The sequence below is a fragment of the Arthrobacter sp. Leaf337 genome, assembly GCF_001423745.1.
In the GTDB taxonomy this organism is placed as follows: domain Bacteria; phylum Actinomycetota; class Actinomycetes; order Actinomycetales; family Micrococcaceae; genus Arthrobacter.
Genome location: NZ_LMPC01000007.1, coordinates 42,537 through 59,231, shown reverse-complemented (window position 1 = coordinate 59,231; position 16,695 = coordinate 42,537). Strand labels below are relative to the sequence as shown.

Below are 16,695 nucleotides of genomic sequence, written 5' to 3'. Positions count from 1 at the left end.
CCTAGCCTCCCGTACTTCCGCCCTTGGAGCTGCTGCCGAAGCCGCCCCTGCTGACCGTGCCGCCCTTGGTGCTGTAGCCCTTGGACGTTTTCGCCCCCTGCGGAGCGGTCTTCGTGAAGCTGGGGTACTGCGAGCGGTTCTGCCCGACGGCCGGGACGCTGGAGCCCCGGGAGTAGAAGTACCAGGCGTAGATGGCGGAGCTCCGGCCGGCGCTGCTGCTGTTGTCGCACTGGGCGTCATCCACGCGCTCGCCGGTTTCGTCGTTGAAGCAGACCTGCGCGTAGTCGGCCTCCGCCTCGTTGCTGGCCACAATGGCGGTGATGGTGCCTGCCAGCAGGGCAGTGACGCCGAGGCCGACGACGACGGTACGGCGTTGCGAGCGCTTCTTACGTGCCGCTGCTTCCCGCTCGCGTTCGTGTTCGAAGGGGTCGATCACAGGGCCCGGACCGGTGCCCGGCGCTCCGGGCATACCCGGTCCTGACACGGGACCCTGCCCTGCAGCCGCGCCCTTTTGCCGCCGCCCGGCCTTTTTCCCGGCGTCCGGCGTCCCGGCTTCGGCAGTCCGGCCGCCCGCCGCGGAATCGTTGAGCAGTTCCGGCCGAAGCTCTGGTTTTGGCACCTGCCAGGGCGGTAGTTGCCCGATGGCGGGATCGTGCGGCCGCGGCGTGAAATCCCCGGGCGCGGTCATCCAGCCTGGCGTGGAGCCTTCCGGACCGGGGGTCCCTTCCGGCGTGCCGCCCTGTTGACCGGAACGGGTGTTCTTCGGATCCTTCTTTGGATCCTTTGAAGGATCCTGGTTCGGGTCCTGCGGTTCCATGGGTCCCCCTCGGTTGTCCATGCTGAATCTGTGACCGGCCACGGGCGTAGAAACACGTGCGGGAAGGCCGTCCCGGCAAGACACAGCTGTGTAAATCCTGAAGTCAGCCTAGTGCCTGGACCGAGGCGCTGTTAACGGAAAACGGGGGAGAGCTGCCCATGCCAAGATGGAGCCATGGCAGCAGTTGAATCCGCCCGCGGTGGCGCCGCCCGATCCGGCCCTGGCGGGTCCGGGACGCCAGGTGCGCGGACAGCACGTGCGCGGACAGTACGTTCGGGGACGGCAGGTTCCGGGAGGGCGCGCTCAGCGCTCCAGGGAATCGGGCGGAGCCGTTTCCTCGTCGGCATGGTGCTTGCGGCGGTGCTGCCGCCTGCCGTGGAAGTCCTGGTGACGCTCGCGGGATATCGGAACTTCGCCATCATCATGCTGCTCCACCTTGCGGCCGCCGTGGCGGTGGCTGCGATCGGGGGATTCTGGCCCGCCGTCGTGGCGGCGGTCCTGGGCACAACGCTCCTCAATTACTTCTCCGCCGATCCGGTGGGTTCGCTGTCCATTGCCGATCCCTCCACCCTGTTCACCCTCCTGGTGTTCCTGGCGGTGGCCTGCAGTGTGGCCCTTGCCGTGGGACTGGCGAGCCGCCGGGCGCAGGAAGCCGCGCGTTCCGGGGCCGAAGCCACGGCACTGAGCGAGCTCTCGCTGCGGATCCTCAGTTCCGACGGCAGCCTGGAGACGTTCCTCGAGAAGGTCCGCAGCCGGTTGGGAGTGGATGCCGTCACCCTCGTGGCGGGAAGCACCCCGGGTGGCTCCCGTACCCCGGGCGGCGCCCGCGGAGCGGAATCCGCCGTCGGCCGCGGTCCTGGACGAGGGACGGACAGCAACGCCGGCGGGACAGTGCTTGCCAGCGCCGGGACCACCCCGCCGGTGACCCGCGCGGCCGCCCACCACGCCGTCGTCGTCGATTCCCGTTACACGCTGCTGATCAACGGCGGGCCGCCGGCCGGTCACCCCTTTACCGGCCAGCACCAGCGGATGCTGGCCGCCTTCGGGGCGTTTCTGGTGGCCATCCTGGAACGGCGGCAGCTCGTGGCGAGCATGGAGGACAACCAGCGGCTGTCCGAGGGCAACAAGATGCGCACGTCCATCCTTCGGGCCGTCAGCCACGACCTCCGCACCCCGCTGGCCGGAATCAAGCTGGCGGTCAGCAGCCTCCGCCAAGAGGATGTGAAGTTTTCCCCGGAAGACGAACGCGAGCTGCTCGCCACCATCGAGGACTCGGCCGACCGTCTGGACCACCTGATCGGCAACCTGCTGGACATGTCCAGGATTACGGCTGATTCGGTCAACCCGCTCCTGCGCGGACTGGGCTGGGCGGACGTCCTGCCGGATGCGCTGAGGGGGCTGCCCGCGGCACGGATCCGGGTGGAACTGCCGCCCAACCTCCCTCGTGTGGAGGCCGACGCCGGGATGTTGGAGCGCGTGGTGGCGAACCTGGTGGAGAACGCGCTCAAATACGCGCCGGAGGCCGATGTGGTGCTGACAGCCCGTGCGGGGGAGGGGATCGCGCTGGGCGGCAGGCCGGCCAGCGAGTTCCGCGTGGTGGACCACGGCTCAGGGGTGGCCCCGGCGGCAGTCATGGACATGTTCCAGCCGTTCCAGCGGCTCAACGATTACCAGCGCACCGGCAGTGGCCGCACCGTGGGGATCGGACTGGGCCTTGCTGTTGCCAACGGCTTCAGCGAAGCCATGGGAGGAACCCTGGCAGCGGAGCCGACGCCGGGCGGCGGGCTGACCATGGTGGTCACCCTGCCGCTGTGGGAAGGTCCGATGCCGTGACCCTGGTACTGATCATCGAAGACGAAGCCCAGCTGGCCCGGGCCATGCAGATCAACCTCCGCGCCCACGGCTACCAGGCCATCACCGCGGGCCTCGGCGCGGACGGACTGAAACTGGCCGCCCAGCACCCGGTGGACATCGTGGTCCTGGACCTCGGGCTGCCGGATATGGACGGTGTGGACGTCATCCGGGGGATCCGGGGGTGGAGCTCCGTGCCCGTCATTGTGCTGTCCGCCCGCCACGCCTCGGAGGACAAAGTGGAAGCGCTCGACGCCGGGGCGGACGATTACGTGACCAAGCCGTTCGGCCTCGACGAGCTCCTGGCGCGGCTGCGGGCCGCTTCCCGGCGCTCGCCGGCGCAGCGCGAAGCGCCCACGGTGGAGACGGCGGACTTCGTGGTGGACCTCGCCGCCCGGAAAGTGGTCCGGGACGGGCAGGAAGTCCGGCTCACGCCCACGGAGTGGAATATCCTCGAGCTCTTGGTCCGCAATGCCGGCAAGCTGGTCAGCCAGCAGCAGCTGCTCACCCAGGTGTGGGGACAGGCGTACGCGAAGGAAACCCAGTACCTTCGCGTCTACCTGGCACAGCTGCGGCGCAAACTGGAGCAGGACCCGGCGAGGCCGCGCCACCTGCACACGGAGGCCGGGATGGGGTACCGCTTCGATCCCTGACGCCAAAGCGCCGGAGGGTGGCGGGAAGCGTCCGCGGCAATCCGGACGGAAGAACCTAGACTGTAGCCATGGACACCGCATCTGTGCTTGCCGTCTGCCGGGTACACCAGCTCCTGAGTGATGAGGGGAGCGTGGGCGTCACGGCCATCGACAAACGTGCCGTCTATGGCCCGGTCAAGGTGCACAAGCTCGGACTCCACGGGGACATCCAGGCGAGCCGCATCCACCACGGCGGCGTGGACCAGGCGCTGTATGCCTATTCACAGGATGACGCCGACTACTGGGTGGGGGAGCTGCAACGAGACCTCCTGCCGGGGGTGTTCGGCGAGAACCTGCGCGTTGCCGGCATCGGGACCACCACCGCGGTGATCGGCGAACGGTGGCAGATCGGCCTCGACGTCGAAGTCGAAGTTACATCTCCCCGCGTTCCCTGCGCCACGTTCCAGCGCCGCATGGACGAACCCCAGTGGGTGAAGCGTTTTACCGAGGCGGGCCGGGTGGGCACTTACCTCCGGGTCATTAAGCCGGGGACCATCCGGGCCGGGGACCACATCCACCGGCTGTTCGTTCCCAAGCACGGCGTGACCATCGGCAAGTGGTTCAGCGAGCCCACCATCGAGGATGTGGAAGCGCTGCGTGATGCAGATGCCGACGGGGAGATCCGCCTGCAGCCGGAATACCACGAGGAATTCGAGAAGCTTCAGCGGCGCCTTGGCGTCTAGCTCCGCCGGGCCCCGCGCAGCCTGTGTGCGCAACGTCACCGCCCTTGGGCGGCTGGCGGGTTAGTGCAACGCGGAACCATGCCTTACACTTGAAATATCCCCCACTCCGGAAATCCCTTATTCCTGCCCAATTTTTGAGGCAGGACTGGCAAGTGTTGGGGCCCGCACAAGCGATGCGGGCATTTTCATAGGGAGAGCCGGCTAAAGAAAACGCTGTACAGACTGCTGGGATAGCAGCCAAGAGATGCAGCGGGAAGTCCTGCCACGGGATTGCGAAAGCGCCGGACTTCTACGTGACCGGCCGGTCAATGTTTGCCCGGCATCCAAACGGCACATGCACTGCGGCTCCGCTCACCTCGGGTTGTGCCGCCTGGCCCCCTATGGATGAGGAAAACTTCCCTATGCCCGAAAATCACAACGACGCCACCGCCGAAGCCCCGAAGGCTGAAGCGCCTGCCGCTGAAGAACGCCCCGCCGCCGAAGCCCCGAAGGCCGAAGCCCCCAAGGCTGATCCGGCCAGCGGCGACGATGACACCGAAGCTGAAGGTGTCCGCTTCGCCGACCTCGGCATCGATGGCCGAGTCCTCGCCGCCCTGCAGGACGTCGGCTACGAGAAGCCGTCCCCCATCCAGGCAGCAACCATCCCGCTGCTGCTCGAAGGCCGCGACGTCGTGGGCCTGGCCCAGACCGGAACCGGTAAGACTGCAGCATTCGCAGTACCGGCACTGTCCCGCCTGGCCGAGCTCCACGACCTCAACGGTCCGTCCCGCAAGACGCAGGCCCTGGTCCTCGCTCCGACCCGCGAGCTCGCGCTCCAGGTCGCCGAGGCTTTCACCTCCTACGCCAAGCACATCGACGACTTCACCGTCCTCCCCGTCTACGGCGGCTCCGCCTACGGCCCCCAGCTCGCCGGCCTGCGCCGCGGTGCCCAGGTTGTCGTCGGTACGCCCGGCCGTGTGATCGACCACATCTCCAAGGGTTCCCTGGACCTGTCCGAACTCCAGTACCTGGTGCTGGACGAGGCCGACGAAATGCTCCGCATGGGCTTCGCCGAAGACGTGGAGCAGATCTTCCAGCAGACGCCTTCGGACCGTCAGGTCGCACTGTTCTCGGCCACCATGCCGAGCCAGATCCGCCGGATGTCCAAGCAGTACCTGAACAACCCGGCCGAGATCTCGGTGAAGTCCAAGACCACCACCGGAGCGAACACCCGCCAGCGCTACCTGCAGGTCATGGGCCCGCACAAGCTCGACGCCCTGACCCGCATCCTCGAGGTTGAAGAGTTCGACGGCGTCATCGCCTTCGTTCGCACCAAGATGGCCACCGAGGACCTGGCCGACAAGCTGAAGGCCCGGGGCTTCCAGGCTGCCGCCATCAACGGCGACATTCCGCAGCAGCAGCGCGAACGCACTGTCGACGCGCTGAAGGAAGGCCGCATCGACATCCTGGTAGCCACCGACGTCGCGGCCCGCGGCCTTGACGTGGAGCGCATCAGCCACGTGGTCAACTACGACATCCCCCACGACACCGAGTCCTACGTCCACCGCATCGGCCGCACCGGCCGTGCAGGCCGGTCCGGCGACGCCATCCTGTTCATGACGCCGCGGGAGAAGTACCTGCTGCGTTCCATCGAGAAGGCAACCCGCCAGCCGGTGGAGCAGATGCACCTTCCCACGGCCGAGACCGTGAACACGCTGCGCCTGGGCAAGTTCGCCGAGCGCATCACCGAGACCCTGGAGTCCGAGGACGTTGCAGCTTTCCGCGACCTCATCTCCTCCTACGAGGAAGAGCACAACGTGCCTGCCTCGGAGATCGCGGCTGCACTGGCCGTCATGGCCCAGGGCGGCCAGCCGCTCCTGGTCAAGGAACTGCCCGCGGCTCCCGAGTTCCAGAAGCGTGAGCGCTCCAAGGACGGCTTCGGCTCACGCGGCCCGACCCGCACCCTGACCGAGGGCAACGCCACCTACCGGATCGCCGTCGGACGCCGTCAGCGCGTTATGCCGGGTTCCATCGTTGGCGCCATTGCCAACGAAGGCGGCATCTCCTCCGCCCAGATCGGCGGCATCGACATCCGCTCGGACCACTCCCTCGTGGAGCTCCCGGCAGACCTGAGCCCCGAGCAGCTGCGTGCCCTGTCCCGCACACGGATCGGCGGCGAGCTGATCCACCTCGAGCTGGACAACGGCCGCAAGCCGTCCGGCGGCGGCGAGCGTGGCGGTTACCAGGGCAACCGTGGCGGCGACCGCGGCGGCTACTCCGGCGGCGGCGACCGCGGCGGCAACTTCAAGGGCAGCGGCGGGTTCAAGAAGGAATTCCGCAAGACCGACGGCGAGCGGTCCTCCGCTGACCGCGGCGGCCGTTCTTACAGCGACCGCTCGGAGCGCAGCGTTGGCGCCGACAGCGGTGCCAACCGCGGCCAGGCCAGCGACTCCCGCTTTGGCGGCCACGGCGACGGCGCACGCAAGCCCCGCCACGGCAACGAAGGCGGACACCGCGACTTCAACCGCAAGGGCAAGTGGTAAGCCCTAGCAGCACCAGGCGCTGAAAACGGGCCGGCTTTCGAGCCGGCCCGTTTTTCTTTAACCGGCCGCCCGTTTCCGCCAGTGTTCGCTTCATCACATCGGAGCGGCGGGCTGGCCACCAGGAGCCCCTGCCAAGGCCGCTGCGGCAGTTTTTGGCCCGGATTTCCGCGGTTTTCCGCTGATTTATCCGCGCCGCAGAGCTGTGTCGCCGCCGATTTGTTGGGAGCGGAATCTTCCGGTAGAGTATTTACTCGTTGCCCCCCTAGCTCAGTGGTAGAGCGCGTTCTTGGTAAGAACGAGGTCACCGGATCGATTCCGGTGGGGGGCTCTGAATGAGGGCCTGTGTCAAGGCGGTTTTTGACCGGCTTGATGCAGGTTTTTCTCATTCGTGGCGGTGTAGCTCAGTTGGTTAGAGCGCACGACTCATAATCGTGAGGTCGGGAGATCGAGCCTCCCCACCGCTACAGGACAAGCCCCCGGAATCCTTGAGATTCCGGGGGCTTTCCTGTTCTCCCTTCCGGTCCAGCGGGCGGACGTGCCGCAGTCCTGCACCGTGACAAGCGCCACGATTCGCAGTAGCTTTGCAGCAACTGGCGGACGGGGATCTCAGTGGACTTCATTGAAGCAATCATGCTTCCGTTCAAGTGGCTGGTTTCCGTCATCATCGTGGGCTTCCACGAAGGGCTGGGAACCCTCGGCATGCCCGCCGCCAGCGGCTGGACCTGGACGCTCGCCATCATCGGGCTGGTACTGGTCATCCGCGCCGCGCTGATCCCCGTGTTCCTGAAACAGGTCAACGCCCAGCGCCGCATGCGCCTCCTGCAGCCGGACCTGAAGAAGCTGCAGGACAAGTACAAGGGCAAGACGGACCAGCTGTCCCGCCAGGCCATGGCGCGGGAGCAGATGGAGCTCTACAAGAAGCACGGAACCAACCCGTTCTCGGCGTGCCTGCCCCTGCTGATCCAGACGCCCTTCTTCCTGGCCCTCTTCCAGGTGCTCTCCGGCATCACGGCGGCCCGCGATAGGGGTGCCGGCATTGGCGCCATGAGCCACGAACAAGTTGTCCAGTTCGATCAGTCCAGCATCTTCGGTGCCCCGCTGTCCGCCACCCTGCTTCACGGCACGCCTGCTGGCGGCAATGTGGTGGCTGTTTGGACCCTCTCGATCGTGATGATCCTGGCCATGACGGCGGCACAGTTCTTCACGCAGAAGCTGATCATGGCCAGGACCCCGTCCGAGGAAGTGCCGTCAGGTCCGGTCCTGATGCAGCAGAAGATGATCCTTTACATCCTTCCCGTCGTCTTCGGGGCCGGTGGAATCGTCTTCCCCATCGGTGTCCTGATCTACTGGACCGTTTCCAACCTCTGGACCCTGGCACAGCAGTTCGTCGTCACGCAGCGGCCTGCGCCCGGCACCGGCCACGTTCCCTCGCAGCGGTGATCCTGGACGACGCCGGCCCGGGGAAGGCCGAAAATTTCCTGGGACTTGCGTAACGGGTGGCGGCGGTCCGGAAACAATACGGATAGAGGGCGGCTCAGGACTACTCACCAGGGGGATATCGTGCTTTCCGAGCGTGAACTGGCGTTTATCGCGTTACACAAAGACAGCTATCCAGCCGTTTTCAGGTTCGTGCGCCGGAGGGTGGAATCCCCGGAGGTGGCGGAGGAAATCGCTGCCGATGTCTTTCGTGTGGTGTGGCAGAAAGAAACTGACGAGCAGGGCCCCGAGATCGCCTGGCTGTTGTCGATTGCCCGGAACCTGATCGGTAATGCGTACCGGAGCCGTGACCGCCAGCGGGCGCTGCAGGAGAGGCTGCGTGCCACGGCGGTCCTGAGTTTCGGAGACGGATCCGAGAACCTGGCCGTGCATGATGCCCTGGCCGGTCTGCGGGAGAAAGACCGGGACATTCTCCAGCTGGCCTACTGGGACGGCTTGGGCACGGCGGAGATCGCCGGTGTGCTGCAGTGCAGCGAGTCCGCCGCCAAGGTCCGCCTGCACCGGGCGCGGGCGGCGTTCCGGAAAAACATGCCTGCGGGCGCAGAATCGATCACACAGAGGATGGGTGCCTGAAATGGATCCGATCAAGAACAGGATTTCCGCGACCGATCCCGTGCGCAACGATCCGTCCACTCCCGACGGTGAAGCGGCGCTCCGTCGGATGCTGTCCGCACCGGCCGCGTTCAGCGACCGACTCCCGGCGGGAGCAACCTCGCTCGAGGAACGCAGGCTGCGGCGCGCACGCCTGGCCGGCGTGATCACCTTGGCAGCTGCCGCGGTCACCGCCGGTGTGCTGGCGGCCACCAACCTCGGTCCGGTGACGTCCGCGCCAGGACCGGCCACGACCGTCACCGCATCGGAAAACCCGACGGCGACGCCGACAGCAGCGACGCCGCCGGCGACGCCCCCGGCAACACCGTCAACGGCGCCGGCCCGGCCCGCAGCCCTCGGAACCTTTGTCTTCCCTGACGGGCACCTGTCGTTCTCGCATCCGCGGGAGTGGAGTGTCCGGACGGAACAGGGACCGTACCTGACTGAGGAGGCGAAGGCCGGGGCCGTCGTCGCGGTGGTGACTGACGACGCCGGCGCGGAGGTGGCCCGGGTCCTCAGCGGGATGTACGGCGACGGGGCGGCAGGCAGCGTCAAGCGCACTGTTCTTGACCATGCGCCCGTACCAGGCATCACGGACACGTCTGGGAACCCTGCCGAGTTCGGTTTCGCCGCTGACCAGATCCTCCCCGTTACCTATCCCGGGATGCCGGACCCCGCGGAGCCCGCGGACAGCACCCCCGCCTACTACTTCATGGACGTCAGGCTGGCGCAGGAATTCCTGCCCGCCCAGGACAGCTCCGGCACCAACCAGATCCGCCTGCCCAGCGGCGTCATGTCGGCCTATGTCGTGTTCGACTTCGAAAAACAGCCCGCCTTCGCCACGCCAGATGCGGCGCGGGAATGGATGGGGAGCGAACGATATGCGCAGCTGAAGACCATGCTCCTCAGCCTCAGGTACTCGTAAGCTGGGTCAATGACGCGCATCGCAATCATCGGCGGCCACGGCAAAGTGGCTTTGGAACTGGCCAGGATTCTCGCCACGGAGGGAGAGGACGTCACGTCCTTCTTCCGCAACCCGGACCATACGGAGGACGTCGCGGCAACGGGCGCCTCGCCCTCGGTCCTGGATGTTGAACACTCGACGACGGCGGAACTCGCCGCCGCCCTCAGCGGCCAGGACGCCGTGGTGTGGTCCGCCGGCGCCGGCGGCGGCAGCCCCGACCGCACCTATGCGGTGGACCGGGACGCGGCCATCCGTTCGATGGAGGCGGCGGCGGAAGCCGGCGTCGGGCGTTACGTCATGGTGTCCTACTTCGGCGCCGGACCGGACCACGGAGTCCCGGCGGACAACAGCTTCCACGCTTACGCCGAGGCGAAGGCCGCCGCGGACCAGCACCTGCGCAGCACGGACCTGGCCTGGACCATCCTTGGCCCCGGAACCCTGACGGACGGCCCCGGCAACGGCCTCATCGACGTCGATCCGGCGGACACCTCCGCCGGCACCGCCACATCACGGGCAAATGTGGCACTCGTTACCGCTGCCGTCCTGGGCTTGCCGGAAACCGCCGGACGCACCATCGAGTTCCGGGACGGCACCCTGCCCGTCGCAGCGGCGCTGCAGCCGGCGCAGTAGGCCCCGCCGCCTGAACACGGAGTACCCACCGGCCCGCACCCGATATCGTGGGAGGAGGCGCCTGCAGAGCACTGCGGCGCCTCCACTTCGGGGAAAGTGAGCCTATGGACCAGTTGGCACTGATTATCGGACTGCTGCTTGCCACGGTGGTGGCGGTGGGTCTGGGGGATAAGCTCCGGCTGCCCTATCCCGTGCTCATGCTGATCCTGGCGGCATCGCTGACCTTCATCCCCGGCTTTCCTGAAATGGACATCTCGCCGGAGCTGATCCTGCCCATCTTCCTGCCCCCGCTGCTGTTCGCGACGGCCCAGCGCAGCTCCTGGGCCGTGTTCCGGGTCCGCTGGCGCACGCTGATCATGCTCGCGGTGGCCCTGGTGGTCGTGTCCACCGCTGCCGTGGCAGGGGCTGCCTGGCTGATGATCCCGGGCATCGGAATTCCCGCCGCGATCGCCCTGGGCGCCATGGTGGCTCCGCCGGACCCGGTGGCCGTCGAATCCGTCGCCGGCCGCGTGCACATGCCACGGCGGCTCATCACGGTCCTGCAAAGCGAGGGCCTCTTCAACGACGCCGCCGCCATCGTCATTTTCCAGGCTGCCGTGGCCGCCACCGTTTCGGGCAGCAGGATAGGGCCCGACGTCGTCCTCAAGTTCGTGGTGGGGGCTGCGGTTGCGGTGCTGGTCGGCATCGCCATGGGCTGGGTCACGGCGCTGATCACGCGGCTGGTGACCTCCATGGTGGCGCGCAGCGCGGTCACCCTGGTGGTGCCTTTTGCCGCCTACATCCTGGCGGAAGAGGTGCACGCCTCAGGCGTGATCGCCGTCGTGGTTACCGCCCTGGAGATGAAGCGGCACTCGCGGCCGCAGGACGCCGCCGAACGGGTCACCCGCACGGCCTTCTGGGACGTGGTGGAGCTGCTGGTAACCGGGCTGGCCTTCGGGCTGGTGGGGCTGGAGATCCGCCAGGTCATCCATGACGAGGGCACGGAGATCTACGGCATGATCGGCACCGCGGTGGTGGTGTGCGTCATCGTGTTTGCGGTCCGTTTCCTGTGGCTGGCCCTGCTGGCGGCCTCGGCGCGGAAGCGGGAGAACCTCCTGCAGCCCACGTCCGCCAAGGAGGTCCTCATCCTGACCTGGTGCGGCATGCGGGGCCTCGCCACCCTGGCGCTGGCCCTTGCCCTGCCCCTGACGCTGGCCGACGGCACGCCGTTCCCTGCCCGGGACCAGCTGCTGGTCATCGCCTGCGCGGTACTGCTGGCCACACTGGTGCTGCCCGGCCTGACGCTGCCCTGGCTGATGAAAGTCCTGAAGGCCAGCGGAGACGGTTCGGAAGAACGGGACGCGGCCCGGGTCCTGGCCAAACGCGCCCAGCAGGCCGCCATCGCAGCCCTGAAGGACAACGACCTCGTCAAGGAGCTCCCGCCGGAGAAAGTGGCGCTCGTCAAGGAAAAGATGACGAGGCTGCACGCCGAACTGCTGGATGGAAGCCTCCGGCACGAAACCCTGGACGAGAAACGCCAGCGCGGGCGGGAACTGGCCATCGCCGTGCAGACTGTTGCGCTTGATGCCGCCCGCCAGGAAGTGGTGGCCGCCCGGAACGAACCGGACATGGATCCGGAAGTCGCGGACCGTGTGCTGCGCCAGCTGGACCTGCGCACCATGATCATGCCGGAGTAGGATCAGCGCGAACGGACAGTTGAGGCCCCGGAATCCGGGGCCTCAACTGTCCGTTCGCGCTTTCTGGACTGGCAGCCTGGGACGGGCCTGCTTGGGGCGACGATGCCTAGGCGGGCGCCGCGAGCTCCAGGTCAAGCGTGTTCTTCTCCACGAAGTCCAGGGCGCAGCGGACGGCACCCACGGTAACGATTGAGTCGCCCAGCGGGGACGCCGCCACAGCCGGGGGAGTGGCGGTGTACCCGGGCAGGCGTTCAGCGATAGGTCCCAGCAGCACGCCTGCCGAATTTGCCACGGCGCCGCCAATCACCACCAGCTCGGGGTTGATGATAGTGGCCACGGCCCCGATAACCCTGGCCATCCTGTCCGCCAGCCGGTCGAGGATTGCCAGGGCAACGCCATCCCCCGCGGCGGCCGCGGCAAAAACATGCTCCGCCTCGACGCCGTCGCCTGCGTGCTCCCGGAGCAGGGTCCTGGCCTTCCCTGCAAGGGCTTCGGCAGCCCAGACGCGGGCCAGGGCAGCGATGCCGAAGGTGTCGCCGACACCCTCCACCATGTCAAGGAACGCAAGCTCGCCGGCACCGCCGGCACGGCCGTGCAGCAGCCGCCCGCCGTCGATCACTCCCGAACCGAGGCGTTCACTGGCGAGAATCACGACGACGTCGTCCACGCCGGCCGCCGCACCGCGCCAGCGCTCACCCAGGGCGGCGAGGTTGGCGTCGTTTTCCAGGAGGACTGTCCAGCCGTGCAGGTCCTTGAGCGCAGCCTTCAGGCCGACGTCGAACAGTCCCCAGAAGTGCTGGGTCACCAGCACATCCCCGTTGCGGTCCACGGGTGCGGCGATTCCGGCACCAACGGCGAGCACGGAGTCGGGGGAGGCACCGACGCTGTGGAGGGCCATCAAGGCGGTCCGGTCGACGACGGCGACCCGTTCTTCCGCCGAGATCTCGGCACCTGCGAACGGCTGGCTGGACCGGCCCAGGGCCCTGCCGCGGAGATCGGACACCACCACCGTGGCTTTGGAAATGCCCACGTCCATGCCCAGGACGCACCCTGCGCGCTCGTTGAGCTCGAACCGGCGCGCCGGCCTTCCCTTCTGGTAGCCGCCGAAGGCCCGCTGGTTTTCCAGCTCTCTGATCCAGCCGCGCTGCATGAGGTCCTCACAGACGGCAATGGCGGTGGCCCGCGTGAGTCCCGTGGCTTCCATGACCTCCGTGACCGTCACCGCCTGGGAAGCGCGCATGAACTCAAGCACTGCCCCGGCGCTCACACGGCGCAGCAGCTGGGGCGTTGCCGCCGTCATTTCCGACATGGTGTTGACCTCTCTGTGCTTTGCACCACATAATACTTGAGGAACTAAATTTAGATTCCATATAAACTTAGAGCATCGTGGACCGGACGGCCGCCGACTGCAGGCTCTACTCCCAGCCCTTCACTCAGCCTTTTGCAAAGGAGCAACTGTGAACCGCATCCTGAAGCACTGCCAGCCCGCACCGCAGGCACAGCCCACTCACCACCGCACGTCAGCCCCCGCCCTGTGAACGCGGCCCTACCCGCATCACTGCTCAGCAGGCGTTCCCTGCTCCGGACCGCCGGCCTCGCCGGGGCCGCCTTGATGGTTCCCCTCTCCGGCTGCGGCGCCCCGCCCGCTGCACAGAACGGAGTCACCACGCTCCGGTTCATGCAGAACAAACCCGAGGTGGTGGACCACTTCAACGAGGTCATCAAAGACTTCGAGGCACTGAACCCGGACATCCGCGTGGTCCAGGACTTCAACGAGGGAAACTTCGTTCCGGGCCTCGTCCGCAACGATCCGCCGGATGTGGTGACCCGCGGCTTCGCCCAGGCCACTGCCGACTTCGTCAAAAAGGGCATCTTCGCCGACCTCTCTGACATGCCCGTGGCTAAGACCATCGACCCGAAGATGCAGGAGCTCGTCAACTCCTGGGGCCAGTACAACGGGACCGAGACCAGTGCCCTGCCGTTCTCGCTTGCGGCGGCCGGCGTCATCTACAACCGCGACATCTTCGAGGCGCAGGGCGTGTCAGTCCCCACCACCTGGGACGGCTTCGTTGCGGCCTGCGAGAAGTTCAAAGCCGCCGGCATCGCGCCGATCTATGGGACGTACAAGGATCCGTGGACCCTCGCCCAGGGCATGTTCGACTACGCGGCCGGCGGTGCGCTGGATGTCGGGGAATTCTTCACGAAGCTCAACGCCAAGGGTGCCAAGATCACGAAGGATGCCCCCGAGTCGTTTGCCAACAGCTTCGGCCCCGCCCTCCCCAAGATGCTCCAGCTCGCCTCGTTCTCGCAGAACGGTGCGGCCAGCAAGAACTACGCGGACGGCAACGCCGCGTTCGCCAAGGGGCAGGCGGCCATGTACCTGCAGGGGCCGTGGGCGCTTTCACAGCTTGTGGCGGCCAACAAGAACATCAGGCTGGGAAGCTTCCCGCTGCCGGTGACCAACAACCCGGAGGACACCAAGGCCCGAGTGAACGTGGACATGGCGCTCTCCATCACCCGGAACACGCCCAACATGGCCGCGGCGCAGCGGTTCGTCAACTACCTGCTGGAACCGTCCGTGGTGAACACGTACAACGAGAAGAACGCGGCGTTCTCACCGCTCACGGACGCTCCTGCCGTCAGCAATCCACAGATCAGCGGACTGAATGCAGCGGTGCAGGAGGCGCGCTACTTCCAGGGCGCTGTCACCTACTTCCCGCCGTCGGTGCCCGTGAACAACTACATCCAGTCCTTTGTGTACAGCAAGAACGGCGAGCAGTTCCTCGCCGCCCTCGACGACGAATGGCGCCGCGTCGCCGAGCGTACCGCGGTCTGACCCCCACCCGATTCCAGGAGCCTCAATGACTACAACATCCCGGGTGGCCCAGACAGCCCCTCCCGCAGGACCCAACAACCCCACGTCCGCCGCCGGCACCGTCCGGTCTAAGAGCCGGATCGATCCCACGTATTACTGGATGGTGGTGCCCGTCCTGGCACTGTTTGCCTTCTTCATCACCCTGCCGGCACTCGTGGGCGTCTTCTTCAGCCTCACCAACTACGCCGGCTACGGCGACTGGAAGTTCATCGGGCTGATGAACTACGTGAACATCTTCAAGGACCCCGCCGTCCTGCAGTCGTACATCTTCACGTTTGTGTTCGCCCTGACCACCACCGTGGTGGTGAACGTCGTGGCCCTCGCCATCGCCCTGGGCCTCAACGCGAAGATCAAATGGCGCACCGGCATCCGCACCGTGTTCTTCATCCCCATGGTGCTTTCCGCCCTGATCGTCTCCTTCGTGTTCAACTACCTGTTCTCCAACACGCTTCCGGTGCTGGCTGAACGGTTCGGCGTGACCCCGCTGGCCACGAGCATCCTCGCCAACGAGAACCTCGCCTGGCTCGCCATCGTCCTCGTCACGGTGTGGCAGGCGGCGCCCGGCGCCACCATCATCTACCTGGCAGGGCTCCAAAGCGTGCCTTCCGAGGTCTACGAAGCCGCGGACCTCGACGGTGCCGGCAGCTTCCGGCAGTTCCTCAGCCTGACGCTCCCGCTGATCCTGGGATACCTCGTGATCAATGTGATCCTTGGCTTCAAAGGGTTCCTCGGAACCTATGAGATCATCGTGGGCCTCACCGGCGGCGGCCCCGGCATGGCAACGCAGTCCGTGGCCATGCGCATCTTCTCCGGCTTCACCGGCGGCGACTACTCCTACCAGATGGCGAACGCCGTCATCTACTTCCTGATCACCTTGCTGATCTCCGTCATCCAGCTGCGCCTCATCCAGCGCCGGGGGGTTTCACTCTAATGACCGCATCCACACTTGCCGCTTCCAAACATCTGACACCGGACGCCCCCGCCCGCAGCAACCGCCGGTCCAACCGCGAGGGCTTCAGGATCAACTGGTGGCTCACCGCGCTGATGCTGGCCGCTTCGTTGACCGTCCTGCTGCCGCTCTACTTCACCGTTGCCATGGCGCTCAAGTCCCCGGACCAGATCGGCACCGGCACGGGCCTCGCCTGGCCGAACCCGATGAACTGGGACAACTTCGCCGCCGCCTACGTGGCCACCAACTTCCCGCGGGCCTTTATGTCCACGGCGTTCGTGACCGTGTTGAGCGTCCTTGGCTCGCTGGCCAGCAGCTCCCTGGTGGCCTACGCTATTGCGCGGAACTGGAACCACCGGTTCTTCCGGGGCTCCTTCGTCTACCTGCTCTCGGCAATGTTCATCCCGTTCCCGGTGATCATCCTGCCCCTGATCAAGCAGACGGCACTCCTCGGCCTGGACAACCCCGCCGGCGTCGTGTTCCTGCACGTCCTCGGCGGCATCTCGTTCAACACCCTGCTCTACATCGCCTTCGTGCGCTCCATCCCGGTGGAACTCGAGGAGTCGGCCCGCATGGACGGCGCCACCACGTGGCAGGTGTTCCGCAAGATCATCTTCCCGCTGCTGGCCCCCATGAACGCCACAGTCGGGATCTTCGCCTTCCTCGGCTCCTGGAACGATTTCCTGCTGCCGCAGATGTTGATTGCGGATCCGGCGCTGCAGACACTGCCGGTAGTGCAGATGCTGTTCCAGGGCGAATTCAACACCAACTACAGCCTCGCCTTCGCGTCTTACCTGATGGCCATGGCGCCCACCCTGGTGGTTTACATCCTGGCCCAACGTTGGGTACTCTCCGGAGTCATGCGGGGCGCAGTGAAGTAGGACAGCGCACTGAAGCAGGGCGCAAGCAAGCAGGGCGCAGCATCCGGGTACCCATCCATTTTTCCCT

General features: G+C 66.5%; 14 protein-coding genes and 2 tRNA genes. 14 read left to right on the top strand and 2 right to left on the bottom strand.

Annotated elements, in window-relative coordinates; genetic code table 11:
• Nucleotide 1: 1 nt before the first annotated feature.
• On the bottom strand, nt 2-817 hold the full coding sequence (locus ASF98_RS07410) for a Tat pathway signal protein (RefSeq protein WP_156372330.1): 816 nt from the start codon (nt 815-817) through the stop codon (nt 2-4).
• A gap of 174 nt (nt 818-991) precedes the next feature.
• Between ASF98_RS07410 and ASF98_RS07405 the strand changes: the two genes are divergently transcribed.
• The 11 genes from ASF98_RS07405 to ASF98_RS07355 all read left to right on the top strand — a co-directional run bounded on the left by ASF98_RS07405 (nt 992) and on the right by ASF98_RS07355 (nt 11,923).
• Nucleotides 992-2,650: a sensor histidine kinase gene (locus tag ASF98_RS07405; protein ID WP_055799639.1), complete on the top strand. Its 1,659-nt coding sequence runs from the start codon at nt 992-994 to the stop codon at nt 2,648-2,650.
• Nucleotides 2,647-3,321 (top strand): response regulator, encoded by a 675-nt coding sequence (locus tag ASF98_RS07400; RefSeq protein ID WP_055799635.1) that lies wholly within the window; start codon nt 2,647-2,649, stop codon nt 3,319-3,321. Before ASF98_RS07405 ends, ASF98_RS07400 begins: the two co-directional genes overlap by 4 nt.
• A 68-nt stretch (nt 3,322-3,389) precedes the next feature.
• Nucleotides 3,390-4,043, top strand: coding sequence for an MOSC domain-containing protein (locus ASF98_RS07395; protein WP_055799631.1), 654 nt, complete (start codon nt 3,390-3,392; stop codon nt 4,041-4,043).
• Nucleotides 4,044-4,444: 401 nt separating this feature from the next.
• Nucleotides 4,445-6,565: a DEAD/DEAH box helicase gene (locus ASF98_RS07390; protein ID WP_055799629.1), complete on the top strand. Its 2,121-nt coding sequence runs from the start codon at nt 4,445-4,447 to the stop codon at nt 6,563-6,565.
• A 256-nt stretch (nt 6,566-6,821) separates the two neighbouring features.
• Nucleotides 6,822-6,893: transfer RNA gene (locus tag ASF98_RS07385), tRNA-Thr, on the top strand.
• Between the two features lie 62 nt (nt 6,894-6,955).
• A tRNA-Met gene (locus ASF98_RS07380) sits at nt 6,956-7,029 on the top strand.
• Nucleotides 7,030-7,174: 145 nt separating this feature from the next.
• Complete coding sequence (yidC, locus tag ASF98_RS07375; RefSeq protein WP_082506754.1) at nt 7,175-8,005, top strand: membrane protein insertase YidC; 831 nt, start codon at nt 7,175-7,177, stop codon at nt 8,003-8,005.
• 120 nt (nt 8,006-8,125) lie between these two features.
• A complete protein-coding gene (locus tag ASF98_RS07370) occupies nt 8,126-8,635 on the top strand; it encodes an RNA polymerase sigma factor (protein ID WP_055799627.1) in 510 nt (169 codons plus the stop codon).
• A gap of 1 nt (nt 8,636) precedes the next feature.
• A complete protein-coding gene (locus ASF98_RS07365) occupies nt 8,637-9,578 on the top strand; it encodes a hypothetical protein (protein WP_055799624.1) in 942 nt (313 codons plus the stop codon).
• A 9-nt stretch (nt 9,579-9,587) separates the two neighbouring features.
• On the top strand, nt 9,588-10,247 hold the full coding sequence (locus ASF98_RS07360; RefSeq protein WP_055799621.1) for an SDR family oxidoreductase: 660 nt from the start codon (nt 9,588-9,590) through the stop codon (nt 10,245-10,247).
• A gap of 104 nt (nt 10,248-10,351) precedes the next feature.
• Nucleotides 10,352-11,923, top strand: coding sequence for a Na+/H+ antiporter (locus ASF98_RS07355; RefSeq protein WP_055799619.1), 1,572 nt, complete (start codon nt 10,352-10,354; stop codon nt 11,921-11,923).
• Between the two features lie 106 nt (nt 11,924-12,029).
• On the opposite strand, the gene ASF98_RS07350 is transcribed toward ASF98_RS07355, so the two are convergent.
• Nucleotides 12,030-13,232 (bottom strand): ROK family protein, encoded by a 1,203-nt coding sequence (locus tag ASF98_RS07350; protein ID WP_055799617.1) that lies wholly within the window; start codon nt 13,230-13,232, stop codon nt 12,030-12,032.
• 225 nt (nt 13,233-13,457) lie between these two features.
• Here ASF98_RS07350 and ASF98_RS07345 point away from each other — a divergent pair, with 225 nt between their 5' ends.
• From ASF98_RS07345 to ASF98_RS07335, 3 genes are read left to right on the top strand one after another with little or no spacing between them, the layout of a single operon-like run.
• On the top strand, nt 13,458-14,759 hold the full coding sequence (locus tag ASF98_RS07345) for an ABC transporter substrate-binding protein (RefSeq protein ID WP_055799614.1): 1,302 nt from the start codon (nt 13,458-13,460) through the stop codon (nt 14,757-14,759).
• A gap of 25 nt (nt 14,760-14,784) precedes the next feature.
• The gene (locus ASF98_RS07340) at nt 14,785-15,729 is read left to right on the top strand and encodes a carbohydrate ABC transporter permease (RefSeq protein WP_055799612.1); all 945 of its coding nucleotides are present in this window, start codon (nt 14,785-14,787) and stop codon (nt 15,727-15,729) included.
• On the top strand, nt 15,729-16,628 hold the full coding sequence (locus ASF98_RS07335) for a carbohydrate ABC transporter permease (protein WP_055799609.1): 900 nt from the start codon (nt 15,729-15,731) through the stop codon (nt 16,626-16,628). The genes ASF98_RS07340 and ASF98_RS07335 overlap by 1 nt, the downstream gene beginning before the upstream one ends.
• Nucleotides 16,629-16,695 lie beyond the last annotated feature (67 nt).

Excerpts from the sequence above, each read along its gene's own strand:
- ASF98_RS07365 (WP_055799624.1), top strand. The coding sequence starts at position 8,637 with ATGGATCCGATCAAGAACAGGATTTCCGCGACCGATCCCGTGCGCAAC.
- ASF98_RS07390 (WP_055799629.1), top strand. The coding sequence starts at position 4,445 with ATGCCCGAAAATCACAACGACGCCACCGCCGAAGCCCCGAAGGCTGAA.
- ASF98_RS07340 (WP_055799612.1), top strand. The coding sequence starts at position 14,785 with ATGACTACAACATCCCGGGTGGCCCAGACAGCCCCTCCCGCAGGACCC.
- ASF98_RS07355 (WP_055799619.1), top strand. The coding sequence starts at position 10,352 with ATGGACCAGTTGGCACTGATTATCGGACTGCTGCTTGCCACGGTGGTG.
- ASF98_RS07350 (WP_055799617.1), bottom strand. The coding sequence starts at position 13,232 with ATGTCGGAAATGACGGCGGCAACGCCCCAGCTGCTGCGCCGTGTGAGC.
- ASF98_RS07395 (WP_055799631.1), top strand. The coding sequence starts at position 3,390 with ATGGACACCGCATCTGTGCTTGCCGTCTGCCGGGTACACCAGCTCCTG.
- ASF98_RS07410 (WP_156372330.1), bottom strand. The coding sequence starts at position 817 with ATGGAACCGCAGGACCCGAACCAGGATCCTTCAAAGGATCCAAAGAAG.
- ASF98_RS07360 (WP_055799621.1), top strand. The coding sequence starts at position 9,588 with ATGACGCGCATCGCAATCATCGGCGGCCACGGCAAAGTGGCTTTGGAA.
- ASF98_RS07335 (WP_055799609.1), top strand. The coding sequence starts at position 15,729 with ATGACCGCATCCACACTTGCCGCTTCCAAACATCTGACACCGGACGCC.
- ASF98_RS07405 (WP_055799639.1), top strand. The coding sequence starts at position 992 with ATGGCAGCAGTTGAATCCGCCCGCGGTGGCGCCGCCCGATCCGGCCCT.